The organism is Pantoea sp. Fr+CA_20, assembly GCF_024520835.1.
GTDB lineage: Bacteria > Pseudomonadota > Gammaproteobacteria > Enterobacterales > Enterobacteriaceae > Pantoea > Pantoea allii.
In genome coordinates, this window is the sequence record NZ_JALNPN010000005.1 from 46,317 (window position 1) to 63,423 (window position 17,107).

Annotated in this window: 11 protein-coding genes; all 11 read left to right on the forward strand. The window is 53.7% G+C overall.

The genetic code is table 11. The features are described from left to right. Positions 1-16: 16 nt before the first annotated feature. The 11 genes from NR177_RS08585 to tssJ all read left to right on the forward strand — a co-directional run bounded on the left by NR177_RS08585 (position 17) and on the right by tssJ (position 17,106). The gene (locus NR177_RS08585) at positions 17-2,374 is read left to right on the forward strand and encodes a type VI secretion system Vgr family protein (RefSeq protein WP_256852672.1); all 2,358 of its coding nucleotides are present in this window, start codon (positions 17-19) and stop codon (positions 2,372-2,374) included. An 88-nt stretch (positions 2,375-2,462) separates the two neighbouring features. Continuing rightward, on the forward strand, positions 2,463-4,655 hold the full coding sequence (locus tag NR177_RS08590; RefSeq protein ID WP_256852673.1) for a hypothetical protein: 2,193 nt from the start codon (positions 2,463-2,465) through the stop codon (positions 4,653-4,655). Between the two features lie 2 nt (positions 4,656-4,657). After that, complete coding sequence (locus tag NR177_RS08595; protein WP_256852674.1) at positions 4,658-5,089, forward strand: hypothetical protein; 432 nt, start codon at positions 4,658-4,660, stop codon at positions 5,087-5,089. Between the two features lie 73 nt (positions 5,090-5,162). Next, a complete protein-coding gene (locus tag NR177_RS08600; RefSeq protein ID WP_256852675.1) occupies positions 5,163-6,101 on the forward strand; it encodes a hypothetical protein in 939 nt (312 codons plus the stop codon). 1,011 nt (positions 6,102-7,112) lie between these two features. Continuing rightward, entirely contained in the window at positions 7,113-7,373 is a 261-nt protein-coding gene (locus tag NR177_RS08605) for a PAAR domain-containing protein (protein WP_256852676.1), read from the forward strand. A gap of 2 nt (positions 7,374-7,375) precedes the next feature. Continuing rightward, positions 7,376-8,578, forward strand: a complete 1,203-nt coding sequence (locus NR177_RS08610; RefSeq protein WP_256852677.1) for a hypothetical protein — start codon at positions 7,376-7,378, stop codon at positions 8,576-8,578. Continuing rightward, positions 8,575-11,994, forward strand: a complete 3,420-nt coding sequence (locus tag NR177_RS08615) for an ImcF-related family protein (RefSeq protein WP_256852678.1) — start codon at positions 8,575-8,577, stop codon at positions 11,992-11,994. Before NR177_RS08610 ends, NR177_RS08615 begins: the two co-directional genes overlap by 4 nt. Then, positions 11,995-13,614, forward strand: a complete 1,620-nt coding sequence (gene tssA / locus NR177_RS08620) for a type VI secretion system protein TssA (protein ID WP_256852679.1) — start codon at positions 11,995-11,997, stop codon at positions 13,612-13,614. Between the two features lie 76 nt (positions 13,615-13,690). Beyond that, positions 13,691-15,460 carry a type VI secretion system baseplate subunit TssF gene (gene tssF, locus NR177_RS08625; protein WP_256852680.1) on the forward strand — a complete coding sequence of 590 codons (1,770 nt, stop codon included), beginning with the start codon at positions 13,691-13,693 and terminating at the stop codon, positions 15,458-15,460. Beyond that, positions 15,424-16,503, forward strand: a complete 1,080-nt coding sequence (gene tssG, locus NR177_RS08630; RefSeq protein WP_256852681.1) for a type VI secretion system baseplate subunit TssG — start codon at positions 15,424-15,426, stop codon at positions 16,501-16,503. Before tssF ends, tssG begins: the two co-directional genes overlap by 37 nt. Before the next feature lie 75 nt (positions 16,504-16,578). After that, positions 16,579-17,106 carry a type VI secretion system lipoprotein TssJ gene (gene tssJ, locus NR177_RS08635; RefSeq protein WP_256852682.1) on the forward strand — a complete coding sequence of 176 codons (528 nt, stop codon included), beginning with the start codon at positions 16,579-16,581 and terminating at the stop codon, positions 17,104-17,106. Position 17,107: the final 1 nt, after the last annotated feature.

Below are 17,107 nucleotides of genomic sequence, written 5' to 3' on the forward strand. Positions count from 1 at the left end.
GTAAGGGAGATAAAGGATGAATAGTGATGTTACTAGTCTGGCACAAAAGAAAATAGACGAAGCGGTTAGGCTGTCCCGTTATCGTGTGAATGTCCATGACTGTTCACATTTCCTGGACGTCCTGCGTTTTCGTGCCAGTGAAACCCTGAGCCAGCCATGGCGTTATGACGTTACTGTCACCTGCGCGGCGAATATTGCCAGTAATGAGGTGATGCTGAAACCGGCATCCTTCACTTTCCAGATACCATTGTTTGATGGCACGCCGGCTACGCCGGTGCGTACGGTTTACGGCGTGGTGGATATGTTCCGTCGGGTCTCTGTGTCAGGGGATGAAATTACCTATACCCTGCGACTTGTGCCGCGTATTGCCCTGATGCAGCACACCGAGCGCTGCGCGGTATATCTCAATCAGTCCGTACCGGAAGTGGTGGAGCAGATACTGCGCTCTCACGGACTGGAAGGGGCGGATTTTGAATTTCGTCTGTCGCAGACATATCCGGCCCGGGAGCTCATCACCCAGTGGCGTGAAACGGACCTGGCCTTTGTTCAGCGCCTGCTGGCCGAAGTCGGTATCTTCTGGCGCTTTGAGATGGATGGCCGCATCGAACAGGATGTGGTGATTTTCCAGGACAGCCAGATGCAGTATCAGTTTGGCGTGAAGCTACCCATTATTCCGCCGTCACGCACCAGCGATAACGGTCAGGAGAGCGTCTGGGATATTCGGCCGACAGACCGCGTAGTCACCGGTTGTGTGGTCACCCGCGACTATAACTACCGCGATGCGCTGACCCCACAGGACAGTTCGGTGACCGTTCGTCAGGAGGGCGGGGTGACTACTGGTGAGGTGTATCACTACGCCGAACCGTTCCTCAGTGAAGGGGATACGGAAACCCCTGAAGGCGGGGCCTGGTATGCCCGTCTGCGTCACGAGCGCTACCTCAATGCTCAGCAGACTGTCACGGGACGTGCCAGCAGCCCGGTTCTCGCCCCCGGCGAAGTCCTGGAGCCACAGGGCAGTGGTCTGCCCGATTCGCTGAAGAACGGGATTGTCATCACCGGGGTTCACACCTCAGGTGCACGTGACAAAGGCTTTCAGCTGCGCTTTACGGGCATCCCTTACAGCGAAACGGTCTGCTACCGCCCTGTGTTGCTGAACCGCCCTGTGATGGCTGGCTCCCTGCCTGCACGGGTGGAGAGCGATGAAAAGCATGATATCTATGCTTATCTCGACAACCAGGGGCGCTACCGCGTCCGGCTCGATTTTGACCGTAACAGCACTGAACAGGGTTATGCCTACCTCTGGCTTCGCCTGGCAAAACCGTACGCCGGGGATACCTACGGCTTCCACTCCCCGCTGCTTGATGGTACCGAAGTCTCGGTAATGTTTGACGGTGGTGACCCTGACCGTCCGTACATTGCCCACGCGCAGCACGATTCAGAACACCCGGACCACGTCACTCGTGATAATCACACGCGCAACATCTGGCGCACGGCCGGGGATAACAAATTCCGTTTGGAAGACAAGCGTCAGGAAGAGCATTTCAAGCTGGCGACGCCGTTTGGCAAGACACAACTCAACGGTGGCCACGTTGTGGACAACCAACGTGAGCCCCGCGGGACCGGGTTTGAGCTGCGCACCGATGAATACGGTGCTCTGCGTGCCGGAAGAGGCATGTTCCTGACTGCGGATGCACAGGAAAAAGGTCTGGGGGACATGCTTGAAATGGCCCCGGCCGTGAACCGGATCAAACAGGCTAACCGCGAAATGCAGGCGCTGAACAATGCCGCTGAAGCGGCAAAGGCGCTGGTCAGCGACATCCGGGCGCAAAATAATCTGGTGACGCAGAATATTGCGAATTTGCATTCGGCTGTGATGCTGGCTTCGGCTCCGCAGGGCATTGCATTTACCTCGGGTGAACATCTTCAGCTCACCAGTTCGCAGAATACGATGCTCACTGCCGGGCAGCATATTGACATGGGCGCAATGGGCAATGTCTCTGTCAGTGCGGAGCAGGAACTGGGGCTGTTCGTTCACAAAGCTGGTGCGAAACTGATTGCGAACCTTGGTGAGGTGGAGATGCATTCCCGCCATAACACACTCGACATGAGCGCGCAGAAGCAACTGACCATCACCAGCACCGACGATGAAATCGTCATCAGTACCCCTAAAACACTGACGTTGAATGGCGGAGGCTCTTACCTGAAGCTCAGCGACAGCGGTATTGAACAGGGCTCGAAAGGCGATCTGACGATGAAAGTCGGTAAGTATCTGGTGCCCGGTAACGGCGGCGATATGCCTGTTTCTGCCCCGGATTTCAACAGCACCGAGATAGCTGAAATTAAACGCGTCATCAGCAAACCACTGAGTAACTGAGGGAGCAGACATGCCGGTATTACCAAAATTCAGCTGGCCTGTGCCATCCAACAACCGAGGCAGCGACTTTGCCAGACAGGAAGACCTAATGTCGCACCTGGAAGGTGAAGCTTCCGGCTGGTACATGGTGGGAAGTAACGGCATGTGGCACGGGGGGATTCATATAACGAGTACCACCACGCCGTGGTGTGCGCTGAGCGGTAAGGCGGTTTCCGAACAGCTGGATTTCCCTGCTCCGTTCAAAGGTGAGCAGAGCGTTCGCTGTATGGCGGACGGGGAAGTGGTGGCGTACCGGATTTGCCGTGATTACCTGAACGTTCCCTGGGAAACGGGCCATCTTAGTGTCTCCGGCTCCTTTGTTCTGGTGCGACACTATATTCAGCCGGGCGAGAAAAAAGAAAACGGCCTCCATTTTTATACGCTGTATATGCACCTTGCTCCGTATTCTGCCTATGGCTCCGGAGAAAACGAAACTCACTGGATAGTGAATGATAATCTGTCTGCTTACCGCCCTGAATGGGTGATGAGCGCCAGTACCAATAACAAAGAGGTCAGCGATTCATATCGTGTGGCCACCATCCCAAAAGGTGCCCATGTGGAGTGGGATGCCACAGACAGCAACCTGCATACCATTGGACATAATGACCGTCGCTACGGGCTGGTCACGTTTAAAGGACTGTCCGATAAGGCGAAAACTAAAGGAACAAAGACCAGACTGGAGGAAGGCCAGCAATACTGGATCCTGGCGGACAGAGATAATCTTGTCCCGGCATCAGGGGCTGCTGCGCGTCCGTCGTGGTGGTCGCATCTGCTGCTGCCTTTTGCGGAGCCGATGCAGTTTGATACAGTCGTTTGTCCGACGCCTTATTCAATCAGTGCCGGTGACGGTGTCGGGCACCTGGGATATTTTCAGATCCCCAAAGATGGCGGATATGATGCCCGCTATCAGGTGCATATTGAGTGCCTGAGCATGGACGACAATCTGGAAACCTTTTTGAGAAATCCGGAGAGAGTGGGTGAACGCTCCCCGCTTTATCTGAAGTGTCCGTCGGGGCTGCCGCTGTTCTCGAAAGATCTGAAGACAAAGTCCATGGTCAGTGATGGCAGGATCACCCGGGGCGAAGCTATTCTAAAGCTGAGTCAGGTGAAAACAGAAAAAGATGCGCAGGAGCAGGAATACTGGTTTTTGCCCTATGCGAATGGCTACGTACCAAAAAGCAATAAATCGGCTGAGACGCTGTCGCAATACGATCTCGAAAAGCTGGGGTTCACCACCACAGTGGACGAGGCACCGAGCTTTGATCATCTTGATGGCACAACATCACCTAAAGGCCTGGTTCGCAGTATTCTTAATCGTCTGCTGGACGCATCAGGCGCTGACACGCGGTTAACTCATCGCGCTGTCCCGTACAATTACCAGCGACTGTTGAACCGGATTGACAGTCGTGTCAGCCCTTATTCATCCCGGGAATATCTGACCGCTATCCATAATCCGTCTTATCGCGATGTCAAAAATAAGATGGTAGTGAAGCACCCCAGCGAGTGGTATCACAAAAAGGAAACGTCGATCTGGCAGTCGTTTTTGAACACACTGACGAGTGATGCGCCAGAGTGGAGAGAGTACTGTGAAGACTACCTTGATAAGATGGTGTGGATGCAGGGTGCCAGTAAATTAAAACTGAGTTCGTCTTTGTGGCATATGCACCCAGTGATGTTTTTGGGGGCATTGAAATCCAGTAATAAAATTATTTGGATGAAGAGGTTCTTTGAAAAATTCGGAGCAGATAAGACATCCGCATTTAGGACCAAACTGTTGGATGTTTCAAATGATTTGGGTATTGACCCGAATTATATTATGGCATGTATAGCTCTAGAAACAGGGAAAACGTTTAGAACAGATATAAAAAACCCAGGTTCATCAGCAACTGGTTTGATTCAATTCATGAAGGCAACAGCTGAAGAGCTGGGTACATCCACCTCTCAACTCCGTAGAATGGATCATGTTCAACAAATGGAATATGTAAAAAAATATTTCCAGATGCAGTCATGCAACGTTAATGTTCCTACAGAAGAGTGGTCTCTTGAAGATGTTTATTATTCGATCTTTAGTCCGAAGCTTATAAAGCTGAAGTCGAATGATATTATTTACCAGAAAGGCGATGGCGATAGTTACGATAAAAACCTTTACCATGATGTAAATAAAGATGGAAAAATAACCAAGTCTGAAATAGCTGAAAACATCAGAGTTAATTATAAGCTAGGAATGTCAGAGGCAGAATGAATATGAAATATTATAATCGAATATTGGTGTCGTTACTTATCATTAGTGGTTGTGCTCATTCATCTCAATTACATTCCATCACGACATTGGTTGATGCTAATAAATTAAAAGAATCAGGTTTCACAGATGGTCAAACGGGGAAAGTATATGCTGATTTATATGGTGATGGCTCTAAGGATGTAATTGAATATACATACTCTGATTCTACTCCACCAGGCACCTGTTATCAGGCGGATTGCTCTGCTTCTTTGAATGAATCACCGATAATAACATTCGAAATCAAGATGCATGACGGGAAGTCTTTGGATGCATCATATATGTGCACATCTTTAGGTGTCGGAAAAAATAAGCATAAAGGAATGAGAGATATTTTCTGTGGTCCTAAGTACATACTTAAATGGAGTGGGAGTGAATATGATATAGGTGATGAATGAATTTTTAGTCAATCTCTTATATTGACGAATTTTTCTCAGAGCCTCTGAAAAATGGAAAATACTCAGCAGGAATATGTGGGCTATCCAACAAGTAACGATAATCACCACAGTGGACGAGGCACCGAGCTTTGATCATCTTGATGGCACAACATCACCTAAAGGCCTGGTTCGCAGTATTTTTAATCATCTGCTGGACGCATCAGGCGCTGACACGCGGTTAACTCATCGCGCTGTCCCGTACAATTACCAGCGACTGTTGAACCGGATTGACAGTCGTGTCAGCCCTTATTCATCCCGGGAATATCTGAGCGCTATCCATAATCCGTCTTATCGCGATGTCAAAAATAAGATGGTAGTGAAGCACCCCAGCGAGTGGTATCACAAAAAGGAAACGTCGATCTGGCAGTCGTTTTTGAACACACTGACGAGTGATGCGCCAGAGTGGAGAGAGTACTGTGAAGACTACCTTGATAAGATGGTGTGGATGCAGGATGCCAGTAAATTAAAACTGGGTTCGTCTCTGTGGCACATGCACCCAGTGATGTTTTTGGAGGTTATTAAGGGTATTCCAGAACATGAAATTACAGTTGAGTTAATAGAAAAGTTATTAGGGCATACAAATCCATGGTTTACAGGTAAAAGGGGAGGTAAAGCTTTCGCTACTCACTTTAAAAAAACCTACCCTGATTTTCATCAATTTGACAAGCAAACCTTTGTCAATCTGCTTAATGAGCAACTGGCTGAATACGGGATTAGCACTCCTTATCACAAAGCTCACTTTCTTTCTCAATGCCTCCATGAATCTGCACATTTAGATACTACAATTGAGTTTGGAGCTGGACGAAACTATGATCCAGGTCAGCATAAAGATGCTGTTAAGAATGATAATTCGGTAGTTGGTGATGGGCCTCGATATAAAGGTGGAGGGCTAATGCAGCTTACATGGAAGAAAAAAAATACCAACATTTTTATAAATATTCTGGAATTGATTGTGTTAGCAACTCAGAATTAGTGGCTTCAGTAATTGTTGATGCTATTAAAGCATCTTGTTGATTTTGGTGAAATAATATTGGTGTTCACAAGACGTATGATGCCAAGGGCGATATTAACATTTTAATTGATAATGAAAAAATGTGGAGTTGGTAACCCTTGCTGTTAACGGTGGGCAGAATGATTTATCTGAAAGAAAATATTATTTCAACTTAATAAAAAGAATGGGGTTTAGATTAATGGCGACAAATAAAATAGCTTTGTTAGTCTAGTTGAGTGCTTCAACGTTAAGTATGTTTGCCAAGTCGGCAGGGAAAATTCCAGCATCATTTGATGGGTTGACATATCGCTGAAGTAGCGAAGGAATTGATATATAAAGGTTAGTCTGATGTCTCCATTAACTCTGTAAATAACGTTAAGCACTTCTATCTAAGTAGTGCGGGTGATGTCAATAAATGTTCGGTTGTTTTTAAAGTTGATAATGGTCGTGTAGAAAATACGCCTTTTGCGGGTTCGGATGGAAAGCTATGTAATATCTCGGATAGAAATGGTAACGTAATTACTTCAAGAAGAGAACAAAGGGTTTGGTACAATGATGTTTATCTAGTTTCATCTGAAGATTAGTGGCTTTTACTTTATACAGATTCTTGCGCCGATTTCCAGCAAGTGAAAATAATCTACTATAAAAATGGTCTAAGAGTGAAAGGGGGTTATTGTCTGGGTACGGTGATTATAAAAATAGAAGGCCATTAAATGGTGGGGTCTCAGTTCAGAAAGCATTCTTAAATTCAAGCCCTAATGAATCAAAAAATCTGAAGGAATATTTAATTAAAGATAATGCATTTCCACTTATTGACATGTCCGATGCTGGTTTTTTATCAGGTTAATTACAAGTCCACTGATAGGGAGAGTAAGTTATACTGGATGAAATATGATGATTTCGAACTTAAATAATGAAGTGTGATGCCAGTGGTGAGCTGAATCTTTACAACTAATTTATGGTCTGAAAATGATTATTTTGATGTGAGGGAATATGTTAAAAGTAATTCGTAAAGGGGATAAGACAACTCACGGTGGTTCAGTATTAACTGCCTCGGCCACCATGAAATTTGGCGGGATTGGTGTTGCCCGTAAAGGGGATAAAGTCTCCTGTCCTGAGCATGGTAATACGATCATTGTTGAAGGTAACCCCAATTACCTTGATGAAGGCGGCATCCCTGTGGCATTTGAAGGCCATAAGTGTGGCTGCGGTTGTACGCTTATCAGTTCGTTTTCTGCGGCAAAGGTTGGTTGACAATGCCGATTTATCTGGATGAAGTCCCTGAAAACTTCGACCGAGTTTCACGTCCGTCGACATTTCGTTGGATCATTATTCTTGTTGTCATCCTGCTGGCCGGTATGGTGCTGACCCTATGGCAATGGACCGGAGCTCCGCGAGGGATTTCATTCTGGTTTACCGCGCTCGGTCTATCTTTTTATCTGTGGGGCCTGCTGGCCGTTTTTCGTCATATCGGCTACCGGCTTGAGCTCAAGGGTGAAGCAGGCTGGAACTACGAGTGTGATGACATGGAAGAGACCGAAATCTCACGCGGCAGGCGTTTTTCCTGGGTCCTCGATACCTGGGTACAGACCTCGGCCGGTCGGGGAACGGGAAGCCTGAGCGCGGCAATGATATTCGGCACGCCGCTCCTGAAAACCGGCAAACCGCGAGCTGGTGGAGAGGCCATCAGACATGCCCGAATAAGAGAGTTCGATACCGATCCGGAGGCTTTGACAAAAGCCATCGAAAAAGCCGCGCTGCGCATAAACAAAACGCTAGACCGTCTGCCTGAGAAGCTGCCGTGCTGGTTGATGTTCGATTGCGATGCAGACCTTTCGGTGGAGAAAGAAGCCGAACTGCTGCAACTGGTCATTAAGAAATCCGGGAGAGCACTACGCCAGATACCAGGGCAGGGCATGAATGCCCTGGATTACTGGCTGGATAATCACTGGATCAGGCCGTCCGCATTGGTTGTTCTGACGCTCACATTGCGGCCCTCACCGCAGGAAAATGATGCGGAAGCCATAGCTTCAATGGTGCTGTGTAACCGAAAGAGTCACCAGTATCCGGATGCGGTCAGGCTGCACCGCCCGCAAAAGAGCAGCCCGGAAACACTGACGCACAACATAGCGCACTCTCTTCGCTGGGCTGAGCTATCCCCTGAAGCTATCAAAGGTATCTGGATCGCCGGTGAAGCCGTCACTGACAGGCCGGGTCTAAATCAATCTTGTGAAGACAATAAATTAAAACTCAGCCTGACGGACGGTATTAAGAATATCGACGCCACGCTCGGGTATGTTGGCCAGGCATCGCCATGGATAGCAGTGGCGCTGGCCACGTGTAAGGTTTCGGAGCAGGGGGCACAGCTGGTTGCTGCACAACCAGACCCCCGAAGTGACGATATCTGGCTGACATCAATTACGGCAGAAGAACGAGAGAAGGACGTTATCAGGGAATGAGCAGCGATAAAAAAGAAAACTCCAAAACAAAACCAAAATCCTTGCTTGGACTCGCTGTTCTGGCGCTGATTTTCGTCTCTGCAATCATTATTTTTGCGCTGAAAATTGGCAGTAATTTTGTCGCCAGAATATTTGGTTTCGGCCCTTATCCCACTGAGTGGATAGTGACGCTCTGCGCGATTGTCAGCGTCATTCTGTTGACTCTTCTCTGGGCGCTGGAACAGCTGTTCTTCATCTCAGGAAGGAAAGGAGCACGACGGACCTGGTGGCGCAATAAAGCGTCTTCAGCCGCCCTCACTGACAGCAACGCCGCGAATACCTTTGTTGATGAAAAAGAGCGCGCAGAGAAAAGCTTCAGTGCCGAATCCCTGATCGATCACCTGCGCCTGCGCTACCGTCGTCGCTGGAAGGCAAAAGTTCGCCTGCTGCTGGTACAGGGCAGTGACAAAGATATCGAAAAGGTGGTGCCGGGACTCAAACGCGACCACTGGCAGGAAAGTGACAGGATTGTGCTTATTCACGGCGGCCTGCCGGAAAGCGTGCCCGATGATGAGTTCCTGTCCGTTCTGAAAGACGTGCGCCCACAGCGGCCGCTGGATGGCGTGGTGCAGGTGATGAACACGGCTGTACTGCCCGATACGGCGAAGCAGGATACCCTGGTACGTGTGCGGCAGAAGACCGATGCGTTGCTGGGCTGGCACTTGCCGGTCTGGTTGTGGCTTGTCCGGGAAGACACCTGGTCCCATGACGGGGAGGGTGTGCCACCGACGGGAGTCCTGTTCGGCCCGGGGGCGACAACGGAAGAGGCCCGTTCGACATTGGCCACGCTCTCGTCAGACCTGCAAACTCCCGGCATGGCGGCGCTGCTGGAGAATTCACAACACCACTGGATGCTGAGCCTGTCAAAGGCCCTGCGCGGTTCATTGCGATGCTCCGTGGACCCGCTCCTGACCACGTTGATGTCCGGGCCAGCGCCTTATCGTCTTCGAGGCGTGATATTCAGTCCGGTATTGCCGGGGACCGAAACGGTGCCGCATGCGCGCCTGTCACCGCCGGTCTGGCAGGCGCTCGAAAACGACAGTCTACAGGTGTATGCCCGTAAAATCGGCTTCCACTGGCAAAAGGTGCTGCGCCTGGTGCTGCTGTGTCTGGTACTGTTCTGGGGCGCGGGTACGCTACTGTCCCTGTCCGTCAACCGCACCCAAATCTGGCTGGCCCAGGATACGGCCCGGGTTGCCGCTGACACTAAACAGCCTCTGTCGGAGCGCCTGCGTAACCAGTTAGCGCTGCAGCAGACCATCGCGCGCCTGCAGAACCGCGAAGTGCACGGTGCACCGTGGTATACCCGCTTTGGCCTGAACCAGGACAGCGACACGCTGAAGATGCTCTGGCCATTCTATGCCCGTAACAACCAGCAACTGATGCGCGATGCGCTGGCTGATGAACTTCACCGCCAGTTAAATGCTTTTGTACAACTGCCACCGGCAAGCGATGCGCGTACCTCTGCCACCCAGAAGACTTACGGTCTGCTCAAGGGCTACCTGATGCTTGCGCGTCCCGATAAAGCGGATGCGAACTGGCTTGCCGGTAATATGTTGAAAGTCTGGCCGCACCGCAGCGGTGTGCCGGACAGCGTATGGCAAACTCAGGCACCGAAACTACTCGGCTTCTGGGCGCAGAACCTGCCAGCACACCCGGAGTGGAAAATTACCCCTGATCGCGAACTGGTAGGCACGGTACGCCAGATTTTACTCAAGCAGATTGGTCAGCGTAACGCCGAATCCGGTCTGTATCAGGAGATGCTCGGACGCATTGCCCGTAACTGGCCGGATTTAAGCCTAGCGGATATGACCGGCGATACGGATGCGTCAACCCTGTTCTCCTCGGAAGAGGTGGTGCCGGGGATGTTCACCCGTCAGGCGTGGGAAGAGCAGGTTGAAGATGCGATTGATGAGGTAGTGAAGACCCGCCGTGATGAAATCGACTGGGTGCTCACCGACAAAACCCATCAGCCGGGCAGCGACGTCTCGCCGGAAGCGCTCAAACAGCGCCTGACTGAGCATTACTTCACCGATTTTGGCAACGCCTGGCTCAACATGGCCAACAGTATCCAGTGGCACGAAGCGGCATCGCTCTCTGAAGCCATTGCTCAACTGAATCTACTGGCGGATGTGCGTCAGTCACCTCTGGTAGCGCTCATGAATACGCTTGCCTGGCAGGGACAGACCGGGGCAAAAGGAGAGGCTCTGGCTGACACCCTGGTGGACTCGGCGAAAAGACTGGTGGGGCGTCAGAAGAGTGCAAAACAGTTTATTGAACAGGCGCAGGGGCCGAAAGGGCCGCTGGACGGCGTGTTTGGCCCGCTCACGGGCCTGATGGACGGGAAGGACGGAACCAGCACGAACGGTAACCTCAGCTTCCAGTCCTGGCTTGCCCGTGTAACCCAGGTGCGCCTTAAACTCCAACAGGTGACCAGTGCTCCCGATCCGCAGGCGATGGCCTGGATGCTGGCCCAGACCGTCTTCCAGGGCAAAGCCATCGATCTGACCGATACCCGTGACTATGGCTCTCTGGTGGCGGCAAGTCTCGGGCAGGAGTGGAACGGTTTCGGGCAAGCATTGTTTGTGCAACCGCTCGACCTGGCCTGGCGTCAGGTGCTGGCTCCGGCGGCAGGCAGCCTCAATGCCCGCTGGCAGAGCACCATTGTTTCGCAGTGGAGCGCCGCCTTTGCCGGACGCTATCCATTTAAGGCCACCGGCAGCGATGCTTCACTGCCACTGCTGGCCCAGTTCCTGCGCAGCGACTCCGGGCGTATCGCGGCATTTATCAAAACCAACCTCGGGGGCATGCTGCATCAGGAAGGCAACCACTGGGTGGTGGATCCGGCTGCCAGTCAGGGAATGAGCATCAGCCCCGCGTTTCTCGCCGCCATCAATAAGCTTGCCGATATCTCGGATATTGTCTTTGCTCAGGGGGATGCCGGCGTGCATTTCGAACTGATGGCTCGGCCGTCACGCGATGTGGCGCGGACCCAGTTGACGCTTGATGGCCAGAAACTGGATTACTTTAACCAGATGGAAAGCTGGCAGGGCTTCACCTGGCCCGGCAACACCTGGTACCCGGGTGTGGATCTGAGCTGGCGCTCAACAAGCACTGAAATGCGCTTGTATGAGAGCAACCAAGGGAGCTGGGGCTTCATTCGCCTACTCGATAAGGCACAGGTCACCCCACTCGACAGTAGCCACACCCAATTGGTGTGGATCACCCCTGACAGCAACCCGTTAAAATTCATCATGCGCAGCGAGCTTGGCGACGGTCCGCTTGCGCTGCTCAAACTGAAGGACTTCAGCCTGCCGCAGACCATTTTTTCTGTTGGTACTACTGACCGCTCACTCATCCTTGCCGGAGACGAATAAATGGCGACTGCAGAATCACTCCTTACCCTGTGTCTCCCGGATGCGGGACAGCGTACTGAGCTGCTCGCTAAAAGTCGGGAAAGCCTCACTCTATGGTCGCCGTGGCTGACACCACTCCCGACCGGTCATGGGGCCGGAGATGACCCGACCTATGAGGATGATTTCCAACTCATGCGCGAGGAAATCAACAAACTTTCCGGCACCGATACCGACGTGCTCTGCCGCCTGGCGGAAAGTATTCTGACCCAACATGCCCGCGATATCCGGGTGGTGACCTGGTATGCCTTTGCCCGCCTGCAGCGCGATGGTGATACCGGGCTGACGGACGGTATCCAGTTGCTGACCGCCATGCTGGAGCAGGCGGGGCAACACTGCCATCCGCAGCGCAGCGCCGCAAGGCTGGCTGCACTCGACTGGCTGAACAGTGAAAAAGTGCTTGATGCGTTCTCGCGCTGGCCGGACGTGACGCGTGAAGAGACCGCCAGAACGGCAGCGGCCCTTTCCCTGCTGGAGAACGCGCTGCAACAGCTGACTGAGGCGGAGCGCCCCACATTTGCCGGTCTGCTACGCACGCTGGAAACCCGTCTGGCCGGTAGCGGCGGGCTAGATACGCCGGTTGCTTCATCATGCCCTGACAGCTCAGATGACAGCACACACAATACGTTGGTTTCGGGCGCTGCTGTGCCGGAAGCCACTGCCGTCAAATCGGAAGTGGAGCTGGTTCGCCAACTGCGCGTGCTGTCCTGCTGGGTGGTGGAGCAGCCGCAGGGCTGGCTTGCCGCCCACCGGATGATGAAGGCTGCCCGCTGGGATCTGGTGACGCAATTACCTGCGCTGGATGCGAGCGGCAGGACGCGTCTGCTGCCGCCGAAGGCCGATTACCGCGCTCAGCTTAAACGCCTTTACCTGCAGCAGAGCTGGAACGAACTGGTGGAGCAGGCGGATATGATGTTCACCGAAGGCGGTAATCGCTTCTGGCTTGATTTGCAGTGGTACCTGTGGCAGGGCCTGAGTCGGGCTGGTGGGTCGTGGCAGCACTGGGCAGAGTACATACTCAGTGACCTGAGGTTGTTGCTGAATCGTCTGCCAGGCCTGGAGACACTTGCCTGGAATGACGGCACCCCGCTTGCCGATGAGGTGACGCTGAACTGGATAGCCGAAAAGGTCAGCGATGAGATGCCGGGAATCAGTGGCGAGCCGGCAACCGCCACCACCGCACAGGCAGATGACATTCTTGCACTGGAAGCAGAGGCAATGGAGAAGGGGGACGGCGAAGGCCCGGAGGCGGCGCTGGTCTGGCTTCAGAATCGTCCGGACATGGCCTCACCCCGCAGTCGCTGGCTACTCCGTTTACTCATGGCACGGGTTGCAGAGCAGTATGGGCGCAATGAGCTTGCCCTCCACCTGCTCGGGGAACTCACCGACAGCGCCCCACAACTGACCCTGAGCGAGTGGGAGCCGGGGCTGCTGTTCGACGTCCAGGCCCGCCGCCTGCGTCTGTTGCGCATGAAGGCCGGTCGCAGTGAAAGCGACAAAGCCCGTTTTGCCTCGGAAATGGACGCCCTGCTGGCCGGGCTGATTGCGCTCGATCCAGCACGCGCGATGGTGCTGTGCGGGTAGGATCTGCATTTATTGGTCATTGTACTGATGACGTCTCTTTTCTTTTTGATGATTTCTACACTCAGGATCGCCCTGCATGGATGATTTAACCCTTCGCTACTATGAAGCCGAAATGCGCTACCTGCGCGAAGCCGGTAAAGAGTTTGCCCGCGCCCACCCCGACCGCGCGGCCATGATCAACTTAGATAAAACCGGGGCCCGTGACCCGTATGTGGAGCGTCTCTTCGAGGGCTTCGCCTTCCTGATGGGCCGCCTGCGTGAAAAGCTCGATGATGACCTGCCGGAGCTGACCGAGGGGCTGGTGAGCCTGCTGTGGCCGCATTATATGCGCACTATCCCGTCGCTATCGGTGGTGGCGTTCACGCCGGACTGGCGTCAGCTTCGCAAAATGGAAGTGCTCGAAAACGGCTTCTCCGTGCTGTCGCGCCCGGTCGGTCCCAATAATACGGTCTGCCAGTATCGCACCACTCGTGACGTACCACTGCAGCCGCTGCATCTGAGTGAGGCCCGCCTGCAGACTGAGCCCGATGGTCGCGCCGCCATTCGCCTGCGCTTTGAGTGCCCGGATAAGGTGGACTGGTCGAAAGCCGGGATTGACAAGGTGTGCATTTATCTCGATGCAGACGGCCCGGTGGCATCGGTCCTGCATCTGGCGCTGACCCGCCGGTTACAGGCGATGTATGTTCGTCACGCTGAAACCCACACGGAACGGGTCTGCGTTGAGGGCTGGTGTAAACCCATGGGTTTTGATGACACTGACCGGCTGTGGCCGAAAGGGGACTCGGCGTTTAGTGGCTACCAACTGCTGCTGGAGTATTTCAGCTTCCGCGAGAAGTTTATGTTCGTGGAACTCAGAGGCCTGGAGCTTGCAGGTCTGAGTCAGAAAACCACCTGGTTTGAGGCCGATATCGTGCTCGACGGCGGCTGGCCGTCAGACATGCCGTTTGAGACCGACAACTTCCGCCTGCATTGCGCGCCGGTGATTAATCTGTTCTCACTGGAAGCCGACCCGCTCACACCTGATCCACTGCAGAACGAATACCTGCTGCGCCCGATGCGTGTGCAGGACGGGCATACCGAAATCTACAGCGTGGACGCCATTCATGGGGCGGTGAAGAACGGCAAACATCCGTACGTACCGTTCACCAGTTTCCGCCATCGCGGCGGCATGATGCGCCACGATGCACCGGAGCGTTACTTCCATACCCGCGTCAAGCGAGGCCCCTCGGGCCTGTATGACACGTGGCTTATACTTGGCGGTAAGTCATTCGAACTGGAGCAGCTGTCGCAGACCCCGGAGTCGCTCTCCATTCGCATTACCGGCACTAACGGCCAGCTGCCGCGCCGCTCACTGCAAAGCACCCTGCTTGACCGGGTGGTGAAAGCGGGCAAGGTCCCGGTCAGGGTGCTGAACCTGAAGGTGCCGACCCTGCCGCTTTACCCACCGGCTAACGACCGTTTCCACTGGCGGGTGATGAGCCACCTGGGCTCCTGTTTCCTCAGCATGATGGATAATCCGGAAGTACTACGCGGCACACTGGCGCTATACGACTGGACGGATGATGAGATGAACCGCCGTCGCCTGGACGCCATTGTGGCGGTGAACCACACGCTTATTCGTCGCTTCGAGAAGGGCTTTATGCTGCGCGGCGTGGACATTGAAATCACCCTCAACGCCGACAATTTTGCCGGGGAAGGGGATGTCACTCTGTTTGGTGAAATGCTGCACCGCTTCTTTGCCCTCTATGCCGATGTTCACCTCTTCAATCAGCTCACACTGGTACTGCAACCCACAGGGAAACGACTGCGATGGAAAGAGAATCACAGCCAGCACATTCCAGGCTGACAAAGCGACTTCACGACGACATCTGGCGAGTTAATTTCTACCGCTTCTGCCAGTTGCTGGAGCAGGAAAACCCGGACGCACCGAAGCTTGGCAGTACTGAAAAACTCTCTGCCGATCCGGTGCGCTTTCGTCCGTGGCCGGGAATGGGTTTCCCGGTCAGCGAGCTGAAAGCGGTCGAAACCGACGAGGGCCAGCCGGACCTGCCACCGACGGTGCGGACCACCTTCCTCGGGATGTACGGCGTGGATTCGCCGCTGCCAACGGCCTACCTTGATGATATCGCCCAGCGCCGGGAAGGACATGAAGCCACTACCGCGTTTCTCGATATCTTCAGCCACCGTATCCACACCCAGTACTACCGTATCTGGCGCAAATACGCTTACCCGGCAACCTTTGAAGCCGGTGGCGTGGATGACACTTCTCAGTGTCTGCTGGGTCTGGTTGGGCTGGGCATCCCGGGTACGGCAGAGCAGGTGGCCTCTCCGGTTTCCCGCTTCCTGGCGTTGCTCGGTACCCTGCGCCTGCCGACCCGCAATACCGAAGGCATTCGCCAACTGGTGAGCCTGCTGGCCCCGGAGACCCGGGCCACGGTTATCAGCCCGGACCCGGTAAAAGTCCCCGTGGAGAATCGCAGTGGACTTGGCAAAGCCAGCTGCGTGTCGCTCTCACAGCGGGCCACGCTCGGTAAAACCGGGAAAGAAGCCTGCAGCCGTATTCTGCTGATGCTGGCCACCGACAACCCGGACGAGGCACAGGGCTGGCTGCCCGGCGGCCAGTTGCATACCGACCTGATGGTGCTGCTGCGGGTATACATGGGTTACCGCTCCGATGTGCGCCTTCGCCTCACGGTGCTGGTCAGTTGTCTGCCTGAGCCCCGTCTGGGTAAGACCCACCGGGTACAATTGGGTCGTACCGGCGTGCTGGGCCTGAAGCGTGCCCGTCCCGAAACCCGTACGCACCTGACCGTGAGCCTGGGCACCTATGAAGGCCTGACCTGCGAAACCCTGCTGCCGGCACAGTCCGGTGGCTACCGTTTCGACTGATATTCCGACACACAACACAGACATACCGCACATTCAACACTCCCCTGTTTCTGAAAGCTGAAAAGGACTCCACGAATGACTTTCGCTTCCCTGTCGCGCAGCGCTGCACTGATGCTGCTCTGTTCCCTGTTGACCGCTTGTGGCCTGACTCAGGCCGTGTCGGATGGCACGGTCAGCGCAATCAGAGCCATCTTCTATAAAAAAATCAAGGTGCTACATCTCGATTTTGAACCGCGTGCAGCCATCAATGCCGATGAAAGCCAGACGCCGCTGGCCACCATGGTGCATGTTTACCAGCTCAACGATCGCCAGAAGGTGGATGCGGCCGACTACCAGACACTGCTGCGTGATGCGGACAACGCCCTGAAAGAGGACATCCTTGCCAGCAAGTCACTGCTGGTGATGCCTAAAGGCAGCATGACGCTCAACATGACGATGAACGATGAGACGAAGTTTGTGGCGGTGGTGGGACTGTTTAACCGCCCGGATAGCCGTAACAACACCTGGAAGCTGGTACTGAGTCTGGAAGATCTCGACCCGGACAAAGCGCGGACCATCCAGCTCAACAGTACCGGGCTGGCGTTGGTGCCGGTGAAGGAGTAGC